The following is a 17,958-nucleotide window of genomic DNA, read 5'->3' as shown; positions in this document are numbered from 1 at the left end:
ACCTTGACGAGATTCCGGCACCCGGGCCGGTCTCGACGGGACGCATGCCCGAGGCCGGGGCCGTCACGGCCCTGGTCGAGGAGGCCTATCGCCGTTACGCCGATATCGCCGAGGGAAAAGTCGCCGACTACATCCCCGCCCTCGCCAAGGCCGCGCCGGAGCTCTTCGGCATCTGCGTGGCGGGCGTCGACGGCGGGGTCTTCGCGGTGGGTGACGCGGAGCGCCCCTTCTCCATCCAGAGCATGTCCAAGCCCTTCGTCTTCGCCCTGGTCTGCCAGGCGCTGGGCGGCGGCCAGGCCCGCGAGAAGATCGGCGTGAACGCCACGGGCCTTGCCTTCAACTCGGTGATGGCGATCGAGCTCAACCCCGAGCGCACCGTGAACCCCATGGTGAATGCCGGCGCCATCGCGACCACCAGCCTCGCCCCCGGCGCCAATGCCGAGCAAAAGTGGCAATTCATCCGCGAGGGCCTGTCCCGCTTCGCCGGCCGCGAGCTGGAGTTGGACGAGGAGGTCTACGTCTCCGAGGCCGCGACCAACCAGCGCAACCAGGGCATCGCGCGGCTGCTGCTCGGCTACGGCCGCATGTACTCGGACCCCGACGAGGCGACCGACATCTACACCAGGCAATGCGCGCTGAACGTCACCGCCAGGGACATGGCAATCATGGGCGCCACGCTGGCCGACGGCGGCGTGAACCCCGTGACCCGGGAGCGCGTCATGGACGCCGACCGCTGCGCGCGCGTGCTCGCCGTCATGGCCACGGCCGGGCTCTACGAGGAGTCGGGCGACTGGCTCTACGAGGTGGGCCTGCCGGGCAAGAGCGGCGTCGCCGGCGGGATCGTCACCATCGCGCCCGGCAAGGGCGGCCTCGGCACCTTTTCGCCGCCGCTGGACATTGCGGGAAACAGCGTGCGCGGCCAGCTCGTGACGAAATTCCTGTCCGAGCGGCTCGGGCTGAACCTCTTCGCCTCCAAACCAGAACAATGAGGGAGCCCACCCCATGAGCACGACAGCCTCCGAGGTCCGGGAATCCTGGATCCCCATGATCGCCATCGCCCTGGCGCAGATGCTGATGTCCTTCAACGTGGCCGCCCTGCCCGTCTCGCTCTCGGGCATGGTGGCGAGCTTCGGCGTGCCGCCCACCACGGTCGCGACCGGCATCGTGATGTACTCGCTGGCCGTGGCCGGCTTCGTGATGCTGGGCGGCAAGCTGGTGCAGCGCTTCGGCTCCACCCAGGTGTTCCGCGTGGTGATCGGCGTCTTCGCCATCGCCCAGGTGCTGATGGTGATCGCGCCGGCCGCGACGGTGATGCTCTCGGCGCAGCTCCTGGCCGGCCTCGCGGCGGCGGTGATCGTTCCCGCGCTGGTGGCGCTCATCGCGCACCACTATCACGGGCAGCAGCAGGCGACGGCGGTAGGCGCGCTGGGCTCGGCCCGCGCCGCGGCCGGCGTCGCGGCCTTCCTGATCGGCGGGCTGCTCGGCACCTTCATCGGCTGGCGGCCGGTCTTCGGCATCCTGGTGGTGGTGGCGGCCCTCGTCTTCTTCCTGAGCTTCAAGCTGAAGCCGCAGGCCGCGCGGCCGGAGGTGAAGATCGATCTGGTGGGCGTGGTGCTGGCCGCCGCCGCGATCATCATGATCGTCTTCGGCTTCAACAATCTGAACCGCTTCGGCCTCGGCGTGGCGCGGCCCGCCGCGCCCTTCGACATCCTCGGCATGTCTCCGGCGCCGATCATGATCGTGATCGGCATCATCCTGCTGCAGATCTTCCTCGCCTGGACCCGGCGCGTCCAGGCCCGGGGTGGCACGCCGCTGCTCGACCTCAGCATCATCACCTCCGGCCAGGAGCGGGCGGCGATCTATGCAATGTTCACCGTGGTCGGCCTCGAATCCATGCTGAACTTCACCGTGCCGCTCTACATCCAGATCGTGCAGGGCCGCACGCCGCTCGAGACGACGATCGCCATGATGCCCTTCAACCTCACCGTCTTCTTCACGGCGATGCTGGTGGTGAAGCTCTACGACAAGGTGACGCCGCGGCGCATCGCGCAGGGCGGCTTCGCGCTCTGCATCCTGGGTCTGCTCTGGCTCGCCTGGGTGGTGCGCAACGACTGGTCGGCGGTGCCGGTCATGCTCGGCCTCATCACCTTCGGCATCGGCCAGGGGGCGCTGGTCACGCTGGTCTTCAACGTGCTGGTAACGGCGGCGCCGAAGGAGCTGGCAGGCGATGTCGGCGCGCTGCGCGGCACCACGCAGAATCTCGCGGCCGGCGTCGGAACGGCCATCTCGGGCGCGCTGCTGGTGGGGCTGCTCTCGGCCGGCATCATGTACCGCATCGCGGAAAACCCGCGCCTGCCGGTGGAGGTGATCGGCCAGATCGACCTCGAGAGCATCAACTTCGTGAACAACACCCAGCTGCTCGCCATCATGCAGCGCACCGGCGCTGCGCCCGAGGTGGTGACCGAGGCCGTCAGGGTGAACACCGAAGCCCGCCTCCAGGCGCTGAAGATCGGTCTGCTGATCATGGCCGCCGTGGCCGCTCTCGCGATGATCCCGGCCAGCCGCCTGCCCAACTATCGCCCCGGCGAGATTCCGGATGCTCCCGCGCCGCGGAACACGGCGAAGCGCGAGGAGGAAAGCGGGGCCGCCGCATGAAACGGCCGCGGCTCCTCTTCCTCTCGCTCGGCGGCACCATCACCATGGTGCCGGCTGCCGGCGGCGGCATCGCGCCGAAGCTGGGCGCGGCCGAGCTCGTGGCCTCGGTGCCCGAGCTCGCCCAGGTCGCGGAGATCGAGGCGCATTCGCCCTACCGGCTGCCGAGCCCCTCGCTGGAGCCGGGACAGCTCGTCGAGGTCGCGAAGCGCATCGAGGACGGCTTCGCCGCGGGCTTCGACGGCGCCGTGGTCATCCAGGGCACCGACACGATCGAGGAATCGGCCTTCGTCCTCGACCTGCTGATCGGCTGCGACAAGCCGGTCGTCGTCACCGGCGCCATGCGCGGCGCGGATGCGCCGGGCGCCGACGGGCCCGCCAACCTGCTGGCCGCGGCGCGCGTCGCGGCCTCGCCCGAGGCGCGCGGCCTCGGCACGCTCGCCGTGCTGAACTACGACATCCATGCGGCGCGCTTCGTCCAGAAGTCGCACACCGCCCTGCCCTCCGCCTTCGCCTCGCCGCTGCTGGGCGCGATCGGCGTGGTGGCCGAGGGCCGGCCGCGCTTCTATGCCCGCGTGCCACGGATCGCGGGCCTGCCGAGCTACGGCGGCCCGCCGCGCCCCGTGGCCCTGCTGAAATGGGCCATGGGGGACGACGGCCGCCTGCTCGGCGCCCTGCCCGGCCTCGGCTATGCCGGCGCCGTCATCGAGGCGATGGGCGCAGGCCATGTCCCCGCCGAGGCCGCGCCGCTGCTGGGCGAGCTCGCGCTGCGCATGCCCGTGGTGCTGGCGACGCGCGCCATGGCCGGGCCGGTCTTCACCCGCACCTACGGCTATGCCGGCTCGGAGATCGACCTGCTGGGCCGCGGGCTCATCCCAGCGGGCTTTCTCTCCGGGCTCAAGGCGCGGCTGCTGCTCGGCCTCGTCCTGCGCGCGGGGGGCGGGCAGAGCACCGCCGCCGCAGCCTTCGCCAACTACCAGTAATCCCTCAAGGAACCTTTCACATGTCCGACCTTCTCGTCATCGCCTTCCCGACCGAAGCCCAGGCCGAAGAGGTCCGCGCGAAGCTACTCGGCCTCCAGCGCGAATACCTGATCGAGCTCGGCGACGCGGTCGTGGCCGTGAAAGGGCCCGACGGCCAGGTGAAGCTGAACCAGATCTTCCAGCCGGTCGCGGCGGGCGCTGCCTCCGGCGCGCTCTGGGGCTCGCTGATCGGGCTGATCTTCCTGATGCCGCTGGCGGGTGCCGCGCTCGGCGCGGCCTCGGGCGCGCTGGGCGGCAAGCTCACCGACCTCGGCATCAACGACAACTTCATGAAGGAGGCGGCGAAGACGCTGGAATCCGGGCATGCGGCGCTGTTCCTGCTGATCCGCAAGATGACCACGGACAAGGTGATGGCCGAGCTCCACGGCACCGGTGGCACCATCCTGCGCAGCTCCTTCGACGAGACGAAGGAAGAGGCGCTGCGCGAGGCGCTGGCCGGCGCGCAGGCCGCCGTGGCAACGCCCTCCGCCTGATCGGAGAGGTGCCCCGCATGCGCTTCGGCATTGCCACCTCGGCCGCCCTTCTCGGCACCGTCCTGGCGCTCCCCGCCCTCGCCCAGACAGGCGAGGGCCCGACGCGGGGCGAGCGCGTGCAGGCCGTGCAGGTCCCGGACCCGCGGGGTACCTTCTCCCTCATGGTCGACAACGACCTCTTCGCGGGCACGGACAAGAACTACACGAGCGGCTTCCAGCTCGACTGGCGCTCGCCCTCCTACGACCAGCCGGCCTGGATGTCCGCGGTCACCGACCGTCTGGGCCTGATCTTCCCCCGGGGCGGTACGCCGCGCTGGGGCGTGTCCTTCGGCCAGAACGTCTTCACCCCGTCCGACACGCTGCGCACCACGCCCGACCCGCGCGACCGGCCCTATGCCGGCTTTCTCTTCGGCTCCCTCTCGCTCGCCTCCTACACCGCGACCTCCTACGGCAGCATGGAGCTGCAGATGGGCATCGTGGGCCCCGGGGCCTGGGGCCGGCAGGTGCAGAACGGCGTGCACCGCGCGCTGAACATCGACATCGCCCATGGCTGGGCCTACCAGCTCAAGGACGAGTTCGGCATCAACGCGATCCTCGCGCGGCAATGGCGCTGGAACTACGAGACCGGCATCGAGGGGCTGCAATACGGCTTCGTGCCGGCCATCACGGCGAGCCTCGGCAATGTCTACACCTATGCCAGCGGCGGGCTGATGGTGCGGCTCGGCAGCAACCTCAATTCCGACTTCGGCCCGCCGCGCACGCGCCCGGCGCAGTCGGGCTCGGCCTTCTTCCAGCCGGAGGGGGATGGGTTCGGCTGGTACGTCTTCGCCGGCGTCGAGGGGCGCGCGGTGGCGCGCAACATCTTCCTCGACGGCAACACCTGGCGCGACGGCCCGCATGTCGACCGCGAGACGCTGGTCGGCGACGTCAACCTGGGCTTCGCGCTGATGTGGAAGCGGACGCGCCTGACGGCCACCTACACCGTCCGCAGCCGCGAGTTCTCGACGCAGGGGAACGGGCTGCAATACGGATCCATTGCGGTGGCCTTCCGCTTCTAACCCATCCATTCCCCGCCCGAGGCGACCAGCCGGCCGCCATGGAACACCTTCCCGCGCGCGGGGTGCCGCCCGATGGCGTCGGCCACGTTCTCCGCCGCGATGGTGAAGAAGTGGGCCGGGTTGCCCGTGCCGATCCCGTGATCCGCGATCCCCAGCACCTCGGCGCCGCCGGAGCTGGCCATCCGGAACAGCTCCTCCAGCAGATCGTCGTGCCGGATGTCCTCGCGCCAGCCGATGACGGCGGCGCGCTCCAGCATGTCGGCATTGCCGTAGGGGCTCCAGGTGTCGCGGATGTCGTCGTTGCCGCAGAAGACCCGCACGCCCGCCCGGCGCAGCAGCATCAGCGGCGGCAGCGTCGCGCCGCCGGCGCCGTGGGTGGCCAGCGCCACGCCGGCCTCCGCCATCATGTCGGCCGCGGCCGCCTGCTTCGATTCCTTCGCGGCGCCCAGGCAGAAGCCGTGGCTGACCGTCACGCGGCCCTGCATGCCCAGGGCCTTCGCGCGGGCGCAGATCTCCTGGAGGCTGAACAGGCCCATCTCGCCGGGCTCGTGCAGGTGGATGTCGAGGCCGACGCCATGGCGCTCCGCAATGCCGAAGATGCCGTCGAGCTGGCCCTTGGGGTCGCGGTCCACCTCGCAGGGGTCGATGCCGCCCACGAGATCGGCGCCGGCACGGATGGCGGCCTCCAGCAGGTCCAGCATCTTCTGGCCGCCGGATCGCATCACACCCGCCTGCGGGAACGCGACCGTCTGCATGGTGATGGCATGCGCGTGCGCCTGCTTCGCCTCCAGCACCCCCTCAAGGGCAGAAAGGCCGAAGGTGGGGGTGATGTCGACATGGGACCGGACATGCGCGGTGCCGTGGATCACGCAGCGGCGCAGCAGCTCGCCCGCGCGGGCGGCGGTGCCCAGCGGAAGCGACGGCAGCAGGCGCTGGTCCGTCTCGATGCGGCTCATGCGGAAGGGTTCTGCCCGGTGCGGGATCCAGGGCAGGCCGAACAGGGTCTTGTCGAGATGCACGTGCCCGTCGACCAGGCTGGGCAGCAGGAGCTCGCCGCCCAGATCCATGGCCGCCGCGGCGGGAGTTGGCACGCCGGCCGGCAGGATCTCCCCGATGCGGCCCTGGCGGATCAGGATCCGCCGCCCGGGCGGCCCCCCGTCCGCGAGGCGGAGGTTGGTGAGCAGCAGGTCTTTCCGGGCATCCCTCATCCCGCGAGGCTAGCCAGCGGGGCGGCGACCGTCCAATGCGCGGCGAGGCCCGATCAGGCCGAGGGCCGCGCGAGCATGGCCATGTTCCGCTCATGGCCGCTCGCCTCATAGGCGATGCCGCGCTTCGTCACCCAGAAGTTCACCATCTGGTAGAGCGGCACCACCGCCACATCCGCCATGGTCTCCGCCATAGCCTGCATGAGCAGCTGCTCGCGCCTGCTGTCGTCCAGCGTGGCGAGCGCCTGGTCGCGCAGCCGGTCGATCGCGGGATTGGAATAGGCGGAGCGGTTGTAGCCGCCGGTGCCCTTCGCGCGGTCGGGCGTGCCGAAGACGTTGACCAGCGCGTAGCCCGCCTCGCCGGAATTGCTGCCCCAGGCCCAGATGCCGGCGGAAAACTCCTGCCGCGCGCCGCGCGCGTTGTAGGAGTTGCCGGGCATGGTCTCGACGGCGGTCTGGATGCCGATGCGGGTCCACATCTGCGCGACCGCCTGGGCCGTCGCAGGGTCAGTCGGGCGACCGTCCACGGCGGCGTGCAGGGTGAGCCGGAAGCCCTGCGGGAAGCCGGCCTCGGCGAGCAGGCGCCTCGCGCCGTCAGGATCGTAGGGCGGCACGCCGATGGACGGGTTGTAGGACCAGGCGCCGCGCTGCATCCACTGGCCAGTCGCGACCGCGGTGCCCTGCATGATGCGTTCGGCCAGCGCCGCGCGGTTCACCGCCAGCGAGAGCGCCTGCCGAACCTTCAGGTCGCGCAGCGGGTTTTGCGGCAGCACGCGCCCGGCATTGTCGGTGACGAAGGGCGAGGCCTCGGCGCGGCCCTGGTCGAGCGCGATGTAGACCATGCGCGTGCTCTCGCGCGAGACGACGGAGAAGCGCGGGTCGCGCCGGAAGACCGGCAGGTCGTTGGGCGACGGCACGTCGATCATGTCCACGCTGCCCGAGAGCAGCGCCGCGCTGCGGGCCGCGGCATTGGGGATGAAGCGCAGCGTCACGCGCTCCCAGGCCGGCTTCGGGCCCCACCAGGCCTCGTTGCGCTCCATCTCGCAGCGGTCGTTGGGCACGAAGCGGACGAGCTTGTAGGGGCCGGTGCCGATCGCGGCGCGGCCGGAATTGTAGTCCTCCGTTGCGGCGCCCGTACCGGCGTGGCGCGAGATGATGGCGAGGTTGGAGAGGTCGTTCGGCAGGTTCGGCGCCGGCGCCCCGGTGTGGAAGCGGATGGTGAGCGGGTCCACGACCTCGACGCGCTTGATGGAGCGCACCACGCCGCCGAAGCCGCCGGGCGAGTTCGGCACGTTGGGCGCGCGCTCGATGGTGAAGGCGACGTCGTCGGTGGTGAGGGGCTGGCCGTCGGTGAAGGTGACGCCCGGGCGCAGCCGGAACTCCCAGACCGTGTCGGAGAGCGTGCTCCAGGTCAGCGCCAGGCCCGGCACCAGCTTGGTGTCCGGCGTCTGCTCCACGAGGCGGTCGAAGAGATGCGCGGAGAGCGCCTTGGTCGGGGTGCCGTTGAAGAAATGCGGATCGACCGAGGAGGGGTTGGCGCTCTGGCCGATGGTCAGGGTGCGCGCATCCTGCGCCAGGGCCGGGACGGCGGCGGCGGCGAGGAAGGGGGCGGCAAGGACGGCGCGGCGGTGCATCTATCGCATCTCCCGGATGGCGGCGAAGCCGGCCTCGGAGGCCGTGAGCACCGCGTCGATGTCGGCCTCGGTATGGGCTGCGCAGAGGAACATGTTGTGCCGCGGATGCAGGAAGGCCCCCTCGGCGAGCGCGGCCCGGCAGAAGGCGCGGCCCATCGCAAAATCCTCATCGCCGTCAAAGAGGAAGAGCGGCATCGAGACCGGGCCGGATTGCCGCAGCCCCACATTGGCGCCGCGCGCGCGCTCGGCGAGCCCGTCGCGCAGGCGCCGGCCGAGGGTCGCGATGTGGCCCACCACGTCGCGCCGCTCCAGCTCCTCCAGCGTGGCGACGGCGGCCGCCATGGCGACCGAGGAGCACCAGAAGGAGCCGGTGACGAAGATGCGCGCCGCCGCCTCGCGCAGGGAATCCTTGCCGGTGACGGCGGCCAGCGTGTGGCCGTTGGCGATGGCCTTGCTCCAGGCCGAGAGGTCGGGCCGCACGCCCACCGTCTCCCAGGAGCCACCCGCATGCAGGCGGAAGCCCGCGCGCACGTCATCCACGATGAGCGCCGCGCCCTTGCGGTCGCAGATGGCGCGCGCGGCGGCGGCGAATTCCGGCTTCGGCAGCTCCTGGTCCACGACGTTGTCGTGCCGGAATCCGGTGACGAGGATGGCGGCGAGGTCGCTGCCGGCGGCATCGGCCGCGGCCTCCAGGCTGGCCACGTCGTTGTACTCGAAGCGGAGCTGGTGGGCCTTGTCGGATTCCGTCGTGCCGGCCGGCACCGGCGTGCACCAGGGCGCCGCGCCGTGATAGGAGCCGCGCGCCATCAGGATGGTGCCGCGGCCCGTGGCGGCGCGGGCGATGGTGACGCAGGTCGTGGTCGCGTCCGTGCCGTTCTTCTGGAACATGGCCCAATCGGCGGCGGGGATGCGGTCCACCAGACGCTCCGCGAGCTCGACCAGCACCGGCGCCGGGCCGTTCAGCGTGTCGCCGAGATCGGCCTGCCGGCGCGCGGCCGCGTCCACCGCGGGATCGTGGTGCCCGAGCACGATCGGGCCCCAGCTGCACATGAGGTCCACGTAGCGGCGGCCGTCCACGTCCCAGACATGGCCGCCCTCCCCGCGTGCGAAGAACTGCGGATAGCCCTCCGGCAGCTTCTTCGCGTCGAGATGGCCCCACATCCCGCCGGGGATGACGCGGGCGGCGCGCTCGCGCAGCGCGGAATCGGTGCTCAAGCCTGGACTCCCCAGAACATCGGATAGGCCGCCTGCGGCACGTCGCGCAGGCGGTCGCGGTAGCCCGCGGGAATGGTGAACTGGCCCCACATCACCGAGGGCACGTTGCGCACCGAGGCGGCCTGGATCTCGCCTGCGATGCGCTTGCGCTCCTCCGGCGTGGGCGCCAGCGCGAACGCGCCGAGCAGCCGCTCCACGTCGCGGTCGCAGTCCCAGCCGGGATAGTCGGCGCAGGTGTTGGACACGTAGAAATGGGTGAGCGGCGAGAACATGTCCGTGCCGTTGGAGTAGACGCCGAAGGCATGCCAGCCCTCGCGCCGCGCGCGGCGGGCGAGCACCGTGCCCCAGTCCATCTGCTGCTCCTCGACGTTGAAGCCGGCGAGCTTCATGTTCTGGATCATCACCTGGGCCGCGGTCTGGCTGATGCTGCCGGCCACCGTCATGAAGATGAGGTTCTGGCCGCGATAGGAGGTCTGGGCGAGCATGCGCTTCGCCACCTCCACGTCCACGCCGACGGCCTCTGCGCCGGCGCGGCTGTCGAAGGGCCCGTCGCACATGAAGAAGGAGGGGCATGGCGGCGCGCGGAAGCGCTCGGGCACGCCGATGGCGGTCAGCACCGAGGCCTGGTCGGCGCAGTGCCAGAGCACGCGGCGGATGGCGGGGTCGTCCATCGGCGCGGCGGCGTGGTTGAGCCGGAAATTGCCCTGGAACATATGGATGCCGCCGAGGCCCAGCAGCTTCACGCCGCGCGCGCGCTCCAGCCGCGGCAGCAGGTCGAAGGGCAGGTACTGCATGTAGTCGATCTCGCCGGCCATCAGCGCATAGGCGCCGGTCGCCTGGTCGGGCATGACGCGCAGGTTGATCGTGTCGAGATGCACGCGCTTGCCGCCGGCGAGGAAGTCATTGGGCTCCTCGCGGGGCACATAGCCGGCGAAGCGCTCCAGGATCATGTAGTTGCCGGGGCGCCAGTCGCCTGGGCGGAACTTGAAGGGACCGCTGCCGACGATCTCGCGGATGCGGGTCTCGACGGGCACGCGGGCCAGCCGCTCAGGCAGCATGACCGGCAGCGGCGCATTGGGCTTGCCCAGCACGTCGAGCACCAGCGGGAAAGGCCGGGTCAGGGTCAGCCGGAAGGTCTTCGCATCCACCGCGACGAGCTCGGCCTTGGCGGCCCAGAGCATGCGGCCCTGGGCGTCGCGCGGCGCCCAGCGTTCCAGGCTCGCCACGCAATCGGCCGCCGTGACGGGCGCGCCGTCGTGCCAGAGCAGGCCGTCGCGCAGCCGGAAGTTCCAGGCGAGGCCGTCAGGGCTGGTCTCCCAGGCCGCCACCATCTGCGGGCGGATCATGCCCTGCCCGTCCATGGCGAAGAGCGTGTCGAAGACGTGGTAGCCAAAGGTGCGCGTGATGGCGGCCGTGGTGGCGTGCGGATCGAGGATCACGACCTCGCTCTCCAGCACGAGATTGGCGGTGCCGGCGGCCCTTGCGGGCGGCGCGATCCAGGGCAAGGAGATCCCGCCGGAAGCGAGCATCGCACCACGCCGGGTGATTTTCGTCGGTGTCATGGCCGAGCATCCCTGTTCGCTGTGTGCGGGAGGGTATTTCCTATGGGCGACGCGCGTCCAGCAGGGAGGACAGGATCCGGATGAACCAGGAAGAGCTGCGAGAGGCCGCGCGGCGCGCCGTGCCGGACCTCGCGGGCGAGATCACCCTGCCCGGGCTGGAGGCCGAGGTGATCGTGCTGCGCGACCATCTGGGCGTCCCGCACATCCGCGCCGGGTCCATGCAGGACGCCTTCTTCGCGCAAGGCTTCTGTCATGCGCAGGACCGGCTCTTCCAGATGGAGCTCAACCGCCGCCGCGCGCTGGGGCGCAGCGCGGAATGGCTCGGGCCCTCGGCCTTCGCGGCGGATGCGCTGTCGCGGCGGCTCGGCGTGGAGGGCGCCAGCCGGCGCGACGCGGCGGCCCTCGGCGACGAGGCGAAGATGATGATCGAGGCCTACGCGGCTGGCGTGAACGCCTTCCTCGCCTCGGGCGCGCCGGTGCCGATCGAGTACCGGCTGCTCGGCGCCACGCCCGAGCCCTGGGAGGGCTGGCACACCATCGCGGTGATGCGGCGGCTTGGGCTGCTGATGGGCTCGGTCTGGTTCAAGCTCTGGCGCGCGGCGGCGCTGCCGGTGGCGGGCGAGGCCGTGACCAGCCTGCGCTACGACGACGGCGGCCGCGACCTTTTGCTGCTTCCGCAGGGTGCGGAGGCCGATCGCTGGCGGGCGAGCCTCGCCGACCTCGCGCCGGCCGTGGCCGCGCTGATGGAAGCCGCGGAGCCTGACGCGACGGGCGGCGGGAGCAACAACTGGGCGGTCTCGGCGGGACTCAGCGCGACGGGACGGCCCCTGCTGGCGGGCGATCCCCACCGCGTGCTCGAACTGCCGAACATGTACGCGCAGGGGCATCTGGCCTGCCCGGAGTTCGACGTGATCGGGCTCACCGTGCCGGGCGTGCCAGGCTTCCCGCACTTCGCCCATAATGGAAAGGTCGCCTACTGCGTCACGCACGGCTTCGCGGATATCCACGACCTCTATGTCGAGCGCTTCGACGAGGGCGCGGAGCACGCGATGTTCCAGGAGATGTGGGAGCCGGTGCAACGGCGCGTCGAGACCGTCGCCATCCGCGGCGCGGCGCCGCGCGAGGTGGAGATCGTGGAGACGCGGCACGGGCCGGTCATCGCGGGCGATCCGGCCTCGGGCCATGCGCTGACGCTGAAGAGCGTGCAGTTCGCGGAGACCGACCTCTCCTTCGACTGCCTCCCGCGCATGCTCCGCGCCGGCGACGTGAAGTCGCTCTATGCGGCCACGCGCGGCTGGGGGCTGATCGACCACAACCTCGTGGCCGGCGACATCGAGGGGCATATCGGCTGGCTGCTGCGCGCGCGGCTGCCGCGGCGCGGGCGGGAATGCGGCTGGCTGCCCATGCCCGGCTGGACCGGCGCGCACGAATGGCAGGGCTGGATCCCGCATGAGGAGATGCCGGTGCTGCATGACCCCGAGGGCGGGATCATCGTCACCGCCAACAACCGCATCGCGGCGGACGACCATCCGGACTATCTGCTGACGGATTGCCATCCACCCTATCGTGCGCGGCGCGTGGCGGCGTTGCTCACCACAGATCCGGCGACGCGCAGCCCGGCGGGATCGGCGGCCATCCATGGCGACGTGCTGTCGCAGCCGGCGGGCGATTTTCTCACGAGGCTCAAGGCGCTGAAGAGCTGCACCGGCGCGGCCGAGGCGCTGCGCACACAGATCGCCGGATGGGATGCACGGATGGAGGCGTCCTCCGTCACGGCGTCGCGCTACATCGCCTTCCGCGTCGCGCTGACGAAACGGCTCGCAGCGGTGAGCGGGCTCGGGGCGCTGGCCTCGCACCCCTACCTCCAGCCCTCGCCGGGCGTGGCGCCGCTGATGCAGCTCTGGTGGGCACTGCCGGCGCTGCTGCGCGCCGACGACGCCAGCCTGCTCCAGGGCGAGAGCTGGGACGGGCTGATGCAGGCCGCGCTCGACGAGGTGGCCGCGACGCCCATTCCGGAGAACTGGGGCGAGGTGCATCGGCCGAAGCTGGCGCATCCGCTCTCGCCGCTGTTTCCCGAAGCGGCCCCGGTGCTCGATCCGGTGGCCGAGCCGCTGGGCGGCGACGGCGACTGCGTCATGGCCAACGGCATGATCGCCCCGGCCGGGCCGCGCACGGCCTATGGTGCGCTGTCGCGCTATGCCTTCGATGTGGGCGATTGGGAGAACAGCCTCTGGACCGTGTTCCACGGAACCTCCGGCCATCCGGGCAGCCCGCATTACGCCGACCAGCACAAGACCTGGGCAGCCGCGAAGATGACGCCGATGCGCTACGGCTGGGATGGGCTTGAGGCGGAAGCGCAGAGCCGGCAGGTTCTGCGGCCTTGATTGCCGCCCTCAAACGCCGGGCGCCGCCTATGGCGGCTTGGCTTCGCCGCGCCGCTGTCGCGCCGGGCCCGAAGGTGGAGTGGGCGGTGCCGGCCGGCTTGCGGCCGGATTCTCTTGGCGAGGTGACTCTTCTGGCATGACCTATTCGCTGACCGCGCGCTGCGCCGAGACCGGGGCCTTCGGGACCATCGTCACCTCCTCCTCCATCGCGACGGCCGCGCGCTGCGCCTGGGCCGGGCCGATGGGAGCGGTGTCCACCCAGAACCTCTCCGATCCCGCGCTGGGGCCGCAGGGGCTCGTGCTGCTGCGGCAGGGGCTCGGCGCGCAGGCCGTGGTGGACCTGCTGCTGCGCTCGACGCGGGGCGTGGAGCATCGGCAGGTCGCGGTGGTGGACCGGATGGGCGGGGTGGCTTGGTTCTCCGGCGGCAAGGCGATGCCGGAGCACGCCGTCGCGACGGGGCCGGACTGCGTGTCGATGGGCAACCTGCTTGCCAATACCGGCGTGCCGCAGGCGATGGTGGATTCCTTCGCGTCGAGCGCTGGCGCACCGCTGGCGGAGCGGCTGATGCGCGCGCTGGAGGCCGGGCTGGAAGCGGGCGGCGAGTTCGACGACGAGCGCGGCGCGGGGCTGCTGGTGGCGGATCGCTTCGACTGGCCGGTGGTGGATCTGCGCGTGGACTGGCACGACGAGCCGGTGGCGGAGCTGCGCCGACTCTGGGCGCGGTATGAGCCGCAGCAGGCGGCCTATGTCGCGCGGGCCGTGAACGCGGACAGCGCGCCGGGGTTCTGAATTCGAGGGGCTTTGCCCCTCGAGCACCCCAGCAAGAACCTCAGGTTCTTGCATCTCCGATCAGTTTTAGGGTCCAGGGCCGAAAGCCCGACGGGGTTGGCCGCGAAGCGGAGACAACGGGCAGAGCCCTCGCTACGCCAGTTCGAAGAACGGCAGCTTCTGGTTGGGTGCTTCCTGCGCGAACACCACCCTCACCTTCCGACCGATGAGATCCGCATCCTCTGGTGCTTGGCCCGCGAGACGGCTGTACATCAGCGGCCCTTCCTCCAGCGTCACCGCAAGCACGTGGTAGGGCGCTTCCGGAAAGAAGGACGGGTGCTGCGGCCGGCGCACCAGCGTGTGCGTGCGGATGATGCCGCGCCCGGACACCGCCACCCATTCCAGCTCGCCGCCGCCGCAATGGGGGCAGCAGACGCGCGGGAAGTAGACGTGCTTCGCGCAGGCCACGCAGCGCTGCAGCTTCAGCTCGCCGGCGTTGCAGGCTTCGAAGAAAGGCCGGTTGATCGGGGTGATCCGCGGCATGGGCTTGAGGTCGTTCGCCATCGCCGTCACTCCCGCTCCAGCACGCAGGCGCTGGCCGAAAGCCCGCGCCCGTAGGAGACCTGCCCGTAGCCGGCCACGACACCGCGCTTCGCGTCCGGCACCTGGCGATCGCCGGCCTCGTGGCGGAGCTGCGTGACCGCCTCGTACACGCCGATCATGCCGCCGCTCGCGCCGCACTGGCCCGCCGAGAGCTGACCGCCGCCGGTGTTGATGGGTAGCGTGCCGCGCACCGTGCAGTCGTTGTCGCGGATGAGCGCGCCGGCGCCGCCGCGCGGGGCGAAGCCCATGCCTTCCAGCTGCACGAACTCCATCAGCGGGTAGTCGTCGTAGAGCTGCACGAAGTCCATGTCCTTGGGCCCGAGGCCGGCGGTGGTCCACATGCGCTCGGAAAAAGTCTCCCAGCCGGCGCTGAAGCCGTAGATCTCCTGGGCCGGATGGTTGTGCACCTCGCCGCCCCCGAGGATGCGGATCAGCGGCACGTCGAGCCGCTTCGCCACCGCCTCGCTCGCCAGCACGACCGCGTCGGCGCCGCAGCAGGGCAGCACGCAGTCGAAGAGACGCAGCGGGTCCGCCACCGGCCGGGCGTTGAGGTAGTCCTCCATGCTCATCCGCGTGCGCAGCAGCGCGTTCGGGTTGAGCATGGCGTTCTCGCGCTGGGCGATGCAGAGGCGCCCGAAATCCTCCCTGACAGCGCCGAACTCCTTCATGTAGAGCCGCGTGTGCATGGCGAAGATGCCGTTGGCCGCCCCATAGCCCCAGGGGCCCATGTAGTCGTGCTGGCCGGGGTTGCGCGACATGTTCATGTGCGAGGTGACGTCGAAGGCGTCGGCGGCGAGGATGATCACCACCTCGGCATCGCCGTGCTGGATGGCCCGCGCCGCCTGCAGCATGCCCGAGACGCCGGAGGCGCCGCCGTACAGCCCCTGGAAGAGCCAGCGGCAGGTCAGCCCCATATGCTCCGTCATGGTGGTGACGTTGTCAGGGCCGAGGGTGAAGCAGGTGATGCCCAGCCCATCCACGTCGCGAAAGCCAAGGCCGGCGGAGCGAAGCGCGAGGTCCGAGGCCTCCCAGATCAGCCGCTGGACCGGCTTGTCGGTCTTCTTCTCGTATTTCGTCTGGCCAGTGCCGACGACATAGACGCCCTCATAGCCGGGACCCATTCGAGCTTCCTTCTCAGATCACCTTCGCCGCGCGCAGGCTGTCGTACTGCTCGCGCGACAGCCCGATCTCATCGAGCCAGATCGCTTCGTTCTCCTCGCCGAGCGCGCCGCCGCTATGGCGCACCTGGCCCGGCGTGCGCGACATGCGCGGGATCGCGTTCTGCATGCGCACCGTGCCGAAATCCGCGTCCGGCACCGGGACGATCGTCTCCCGCGCCGCGTAGTGCGGATCCTGGAAGATATCGGCGATGGTGAGGATCGGCCCCGCGACCACCTCACCCTCCTCCAGGATCTTCAGGGCATGGTCGAAATCATGCCGTAGGAACCAGCCGGCCATGATCTGGTCCAGCACGTCGGCGTTGCGCTGGCGCAGCAGCCCGTCGGTGAAGCGCGGATCGGTCGAGAGCTCCGCCATGCCCATCGCGTCCGCCAGCCGGTCGAAGCTCTTCTGCGTCGAGGCGGAGATGGTGATGTAGCGGTCGTCGCGCGTGCGGTAGGCGTTGCGCGGACTGTCGGTGGTGGAGCGGTTGCCGATGCGCTCGCGCACCATGCCGATCTGGTCGTAGGCGATGGCCTGGAACTCGATCAGCCGGAACAGCGGCTCGTAGAGGCTGACATCCACCTCCTGTCCCTTGCCCGAGCGCAGCCGCTCGTAGACGCCGAACATCGCGCCCATCACGGCGAAGGTGGAGGCCACGCTGTCCGCCTGCGCGTAGGAGGAGCTGAGCGTCGGCGCACCGTCCGGGAAGCCGGTGAAGGAGGGCAGCCCCGTGAAGGCCTCGGCCACCGTGCCGTAGCCGCCGCGCTGGGCGTAGGGGCCAGTCTGGCCGTAGCCGGAGACGCGCACCATCACGAGGCGCGGATTGATCTTCGCAAGCTCCTCATAGCCGAGCCCCCAGCGCTCGAAGGTGCCGGGACGGTAGTTCTCGACCAGGATGTCGGCGCGCTCGACGAGCCGCTTCAGCAGCGCCTGGCCCTCGGGTCTCGAGAGATTCAACGTGACGTTGCGCTTGTTCCGGCCAATCACCTTCCACCAGAGGGACTTTCCGTCCTTCTCCGGCGGCCGCGTGCGCATGGCGTCGCCCTGCGTGGGATGCTCGATCTTGATCACCTCGGCGCCGAAGTCCGCCATCATGGTGCAGGCGAGCGGGGCCGCGATCATCTGCCCGGCGTCGATGACGCGGAGCCCGTGCAGCGGGCCCTTGGGCGGCGCGGCGGGCGCGGTGTGGCAGATGCGGTCGGGCATTCGGGGGCATCCTTTGTCTAAGGGAACAGACAAATCCGGCGGACCCTATGAGGCAGCGGCCTCACAGGCAAGGCCCCCGCCTCAGTCTTCCGTCGTCGTGGGCTTCCGCGGGCCGGCGGGCTTGCGCGGCGCCGCGACCCGCGCCGGCGGACGGCCGCCGACGCCCGGCGGCTGCGCCAGCTTGACCGTGTAGTAGTAGCGGTCCGAGCGGTAGAGCGAGCGGAAGTAGACCGCGAACTTCTCGCCCTCGAGCAAGTAGAGCCGGGTCAGGCACAGCAGCGGCGCGCCGATCGGCACGTCCAGCAGCTCAGCCGACTGGATGTCGGCAGCGACGGCCTCGATGGACTGCTGGTCCTCCCAGGTCGGCAGCTTCAGCGTTTCGCGCAGCTCGCGGTCGATCGAGGTCCGGGTGAGGTCGATGGCGGCGATGCGCTCGCCGATCTCGGGAAGCATCCAGCCGTCGTGCCAGGCGAAGGGCCGCCGCTCGAAGAAGCGCAGCCGCGTGATGCGGAAGAGCGGCGTCTCCGGATCGAGGCCGAGCTGCTCGGCGAGCGAGGCCGGCATGCGCGCCGGCGCCGCCGACAGGACCTTGGACTCCGTGTCGAGGTTGAGCGCGTAGAAGTCCTCGGCCATGCCGGTCAGCCGGCGCTCGGGGCGGCGGCGGGGCAGGCGCGCGATGAAGGTGCCGCGGCCGCGCGTGCGCTCGATGATGCCGTCCTGCTCCAGGGCCGCCAGCGCCGAGCGGATGGTCTCCCGGCTCACGGAGAATTCCGCGCAGAGCGCATGCTCCGTGGGCAGCTGGTCGCCTGGCCGCATGGTTCCCTCGATGCGGTCGAGCAGGATGCGGCGCACATGGAGATATTTGGGATAGGGGTTGAAGAACTTACGCACGCCGATTCCCGGAATGTTCCTGTACTTTGTTTCCCGGATTCGGCGAGCGCACAAGCGGCAATACAACCGGCCCCCGGCCCTGGCCCGTTGTGTGAAGCGGGC

The 17,958-nt window shown here is 70.7% G+C and carries 15 protein-coding genes; 7 read left to right on the top strand and 8 right to left on the bottom strand.

Annotation, left to right across the window (positions count from 1 at the left end):
- The first annotated feature begins 44 nt into the window (after positions 1–44).
- The 5 genes from glsA to AC1ROY_RS11120 are packed head-to-tail and all read left to right on the top strand — an operon-like array spanning position 45 to position 5,226.
- The gene (gene glsA / locus AC1ROY_RS11140; protein WP_493148875.1) at positions 45–989 is read left to right on the top strand and encodes a glutaminase A; all 945 of its coding nucleotides are present in this window, start codon (positions 45–47) and stop codon (positions 987–989) included.
- Positions 990–1,002: 13 nt separating this feature from the next.
- A complete protein-coding gene (locus AC1ROY_RS11135; protein WP_493148874.1) occupies positions 1,003–2,655 on the top strand; it encodes an MFS transporter in 1,653 nt (550 codons plus the stop codon).
- Entirely contained in the window at positions 2,652–3,635 is a 984-nt protein-coding gene (locus AC1ROY_RS11130) for an asparaginase (RefSeq protein ID WP_493148873.1), read from the top strand. Before AC1ROY_RS11135 ends, AC1ROY_RS11130 begins: the two co-directional genes overlap by 4 nt.
- Positions 3,636–3,655: 20 nt before the next feature.
- The gene (locus AC1ROY_RS11125) at positions 3,656–4,168 is read left to right on the top strand and encodes a DUF1269 domain-containing protein (RefSeq protein WP_493148872.1); all 513 of its coding nucleotides are present in this window, start codon (positions 3,656–3,658) and stop codon (positions 4,166–4,168) included.
- Between the two features lie 17 nt (positions 4,169–4,185).
- Positions 4,186–5,226 carry a lipid A deacylase LpxR family protein gene (locus AC1ROY_RS11120; RefSeq protein ID WP_493148871.1) on the top strand — a complete coding sequence of 347 codons (1,041 nt, stop codon included), beginning with the start codon at positions 4,186–4,188 and terminating at the stop codon, positions 5,224–5,226.
- Here AC1ROY_RS11120 and AC1ROY_RS11115 read toward each other — a convergent pair.
- From AC1ROY_RS11115 to AC1ROY_RS11100, 4 genes are read right to left on the bottom strand one after another with little or no spacing between them, the layout of a single operon-like run.
- Positions 5,223–6,434, bottom strand: coding sequence for an amidohydrolase (locus tag AC1ROY_RS11115; protein ID WP_493148870.1), 1,212 nt, complete (start codon positions 6,432–6,434; stop codon positions 5,223–5,225). The two genes, AC1ROY_RS11120 and AC1ROY_RS11115, sit on opposite strands and share 4 nt — an antisense overlap.
- Positions 6,435–6,487: 53 nt before the next feature.
- A complete protein-coding gene (locus AC1ROY_RS11110) occupies positions 6,488–8,065 on the bottom strand; it encodes an ABC transporter substrate-binding protein (protein WP_493148869.1) in 1,578 nt (525 codons plus the stop codon).
- Entirely contained in the window at positions 8,066–9,280 is a 1,215-nt protein-coding gene (locus AC1ROY_RS11105; protein ID WP_493148868.1) for an aminotransferase class III-fold pyridoxal phosphate-dependent enzyme, read from the bottom strand. It lies immediately after the preceding gene.
- Positions 9,277–10,842, bottom strand: coding sequence for an ABC transporter substrate-binding protein (locus AC1ROY_RS11100; protein ID WP_493148867.1), 1,566 nt, complete (start codon positions 10,840–10,842; stop codon positions 9,277–9,279). Before AC1ROY_RS11100 ends, AC1ROY_RS11105 begins: the two co-directional genes overlap by 4 nt.
- Positions 10,843–10,922: 80 nt before the next feature.
- On the opposite strand from AC1ROY_RS11100, the gene AC1ROY_RS11095 reads away from it, so the two are divergent.
- Together AC1ROY_RS11095 and AC1ROY_RS11090 are read left to right on the top strand one after the other, a co-directional pair.
- Positions 10,923–13,226, top strand: coding sequence for a penicillin acylase family protein (locus tag AC1ROY_RS11095; RefSeq protein WP_493148866.1), 2,304 nt, complete (start codon positions 10,923–10,925; stop codon positions 13,224–13,226).
- Between the two features lie 136 nt (positions 13,227–13,362).
- A complete protein-coding gene (locus AC1ROY_RS11090; protein WP_493148865.1) occupies positions 13,363–14,016 on the top strand; it encodes a DUF1028 domain-containing protein in 654 nt (217 codons plus the stop codon).
- A 132-nt stretch (positions 14,017–14,148) separates the two neighbouring features.
- On the opposite strand, the gene AC1ROY_RS11085 is transcribed toward AC1ROY_RS11090, so the two are convergent.
- From AC1ROY_RS11085 to AC1ROY_RS11070, 4 genes are all read right to left on the bottom strand, one after another.
- Positions 14,149–14,559, bottom strand: a complete 411-nt coding sequence (locus AC1ROY_RS11085; RefSeq protein WP_493148864.1) for a Zn-ribbon domain-containing OB-fold protein — start codon at positions 14,557–14,559, stop codon at positions 14,149–14,151.
- Between the two features lie 5 nt (positions 14,560–14,564).
- A complete protein-coding gene (locus AC1ROY_RS11080) occupies positions 14,565–15,719 on the bottom strand; it encodes a thiolase family protein (protein ID WP_493148863.1) in 1,155 nt (384 codons plus the stop codon).
- A gap of 13 nt (positions 15,720–15,732) precedes the next feature.
- Positions 15,733–16,965: a CaiB/BaiF CoA transferase family protein gene (locus AC1ROY_RS11075; RefSeq protein ID WP_493148862.1), complete on the bottom strand. Its 1,233-nt coding sequence runs from the start codon at positions 16,963–16,965 to the stop codon at positions 15,733–15,735.
- Between the two features lie 81 nt (positions 16,966–17,046).
- Positions 17,047–17,856 carry a GntR family transcriptional regulator gene (locus AC1ROY_RS11070; protein ID WP_493148861.1) on the bottom strand — a complete coding sequence of 270 codons (810 nt, stop codon included), beginning with the start codon at positions 17,854–17,856 and terminating at the stop codon, positions 17,047–17,049.
- Positions 17,857–17,958 lie beyond the last annotated feature (102 nt).

It is taken from the genome of Roseococcus sp. GW821-FHT12F05 (assembly GCF_058806835.1).
Note: the sequence above shows the minus strand (reverse complement) of the source record. Positions and strands in the feature narration are given on the sequence as shown.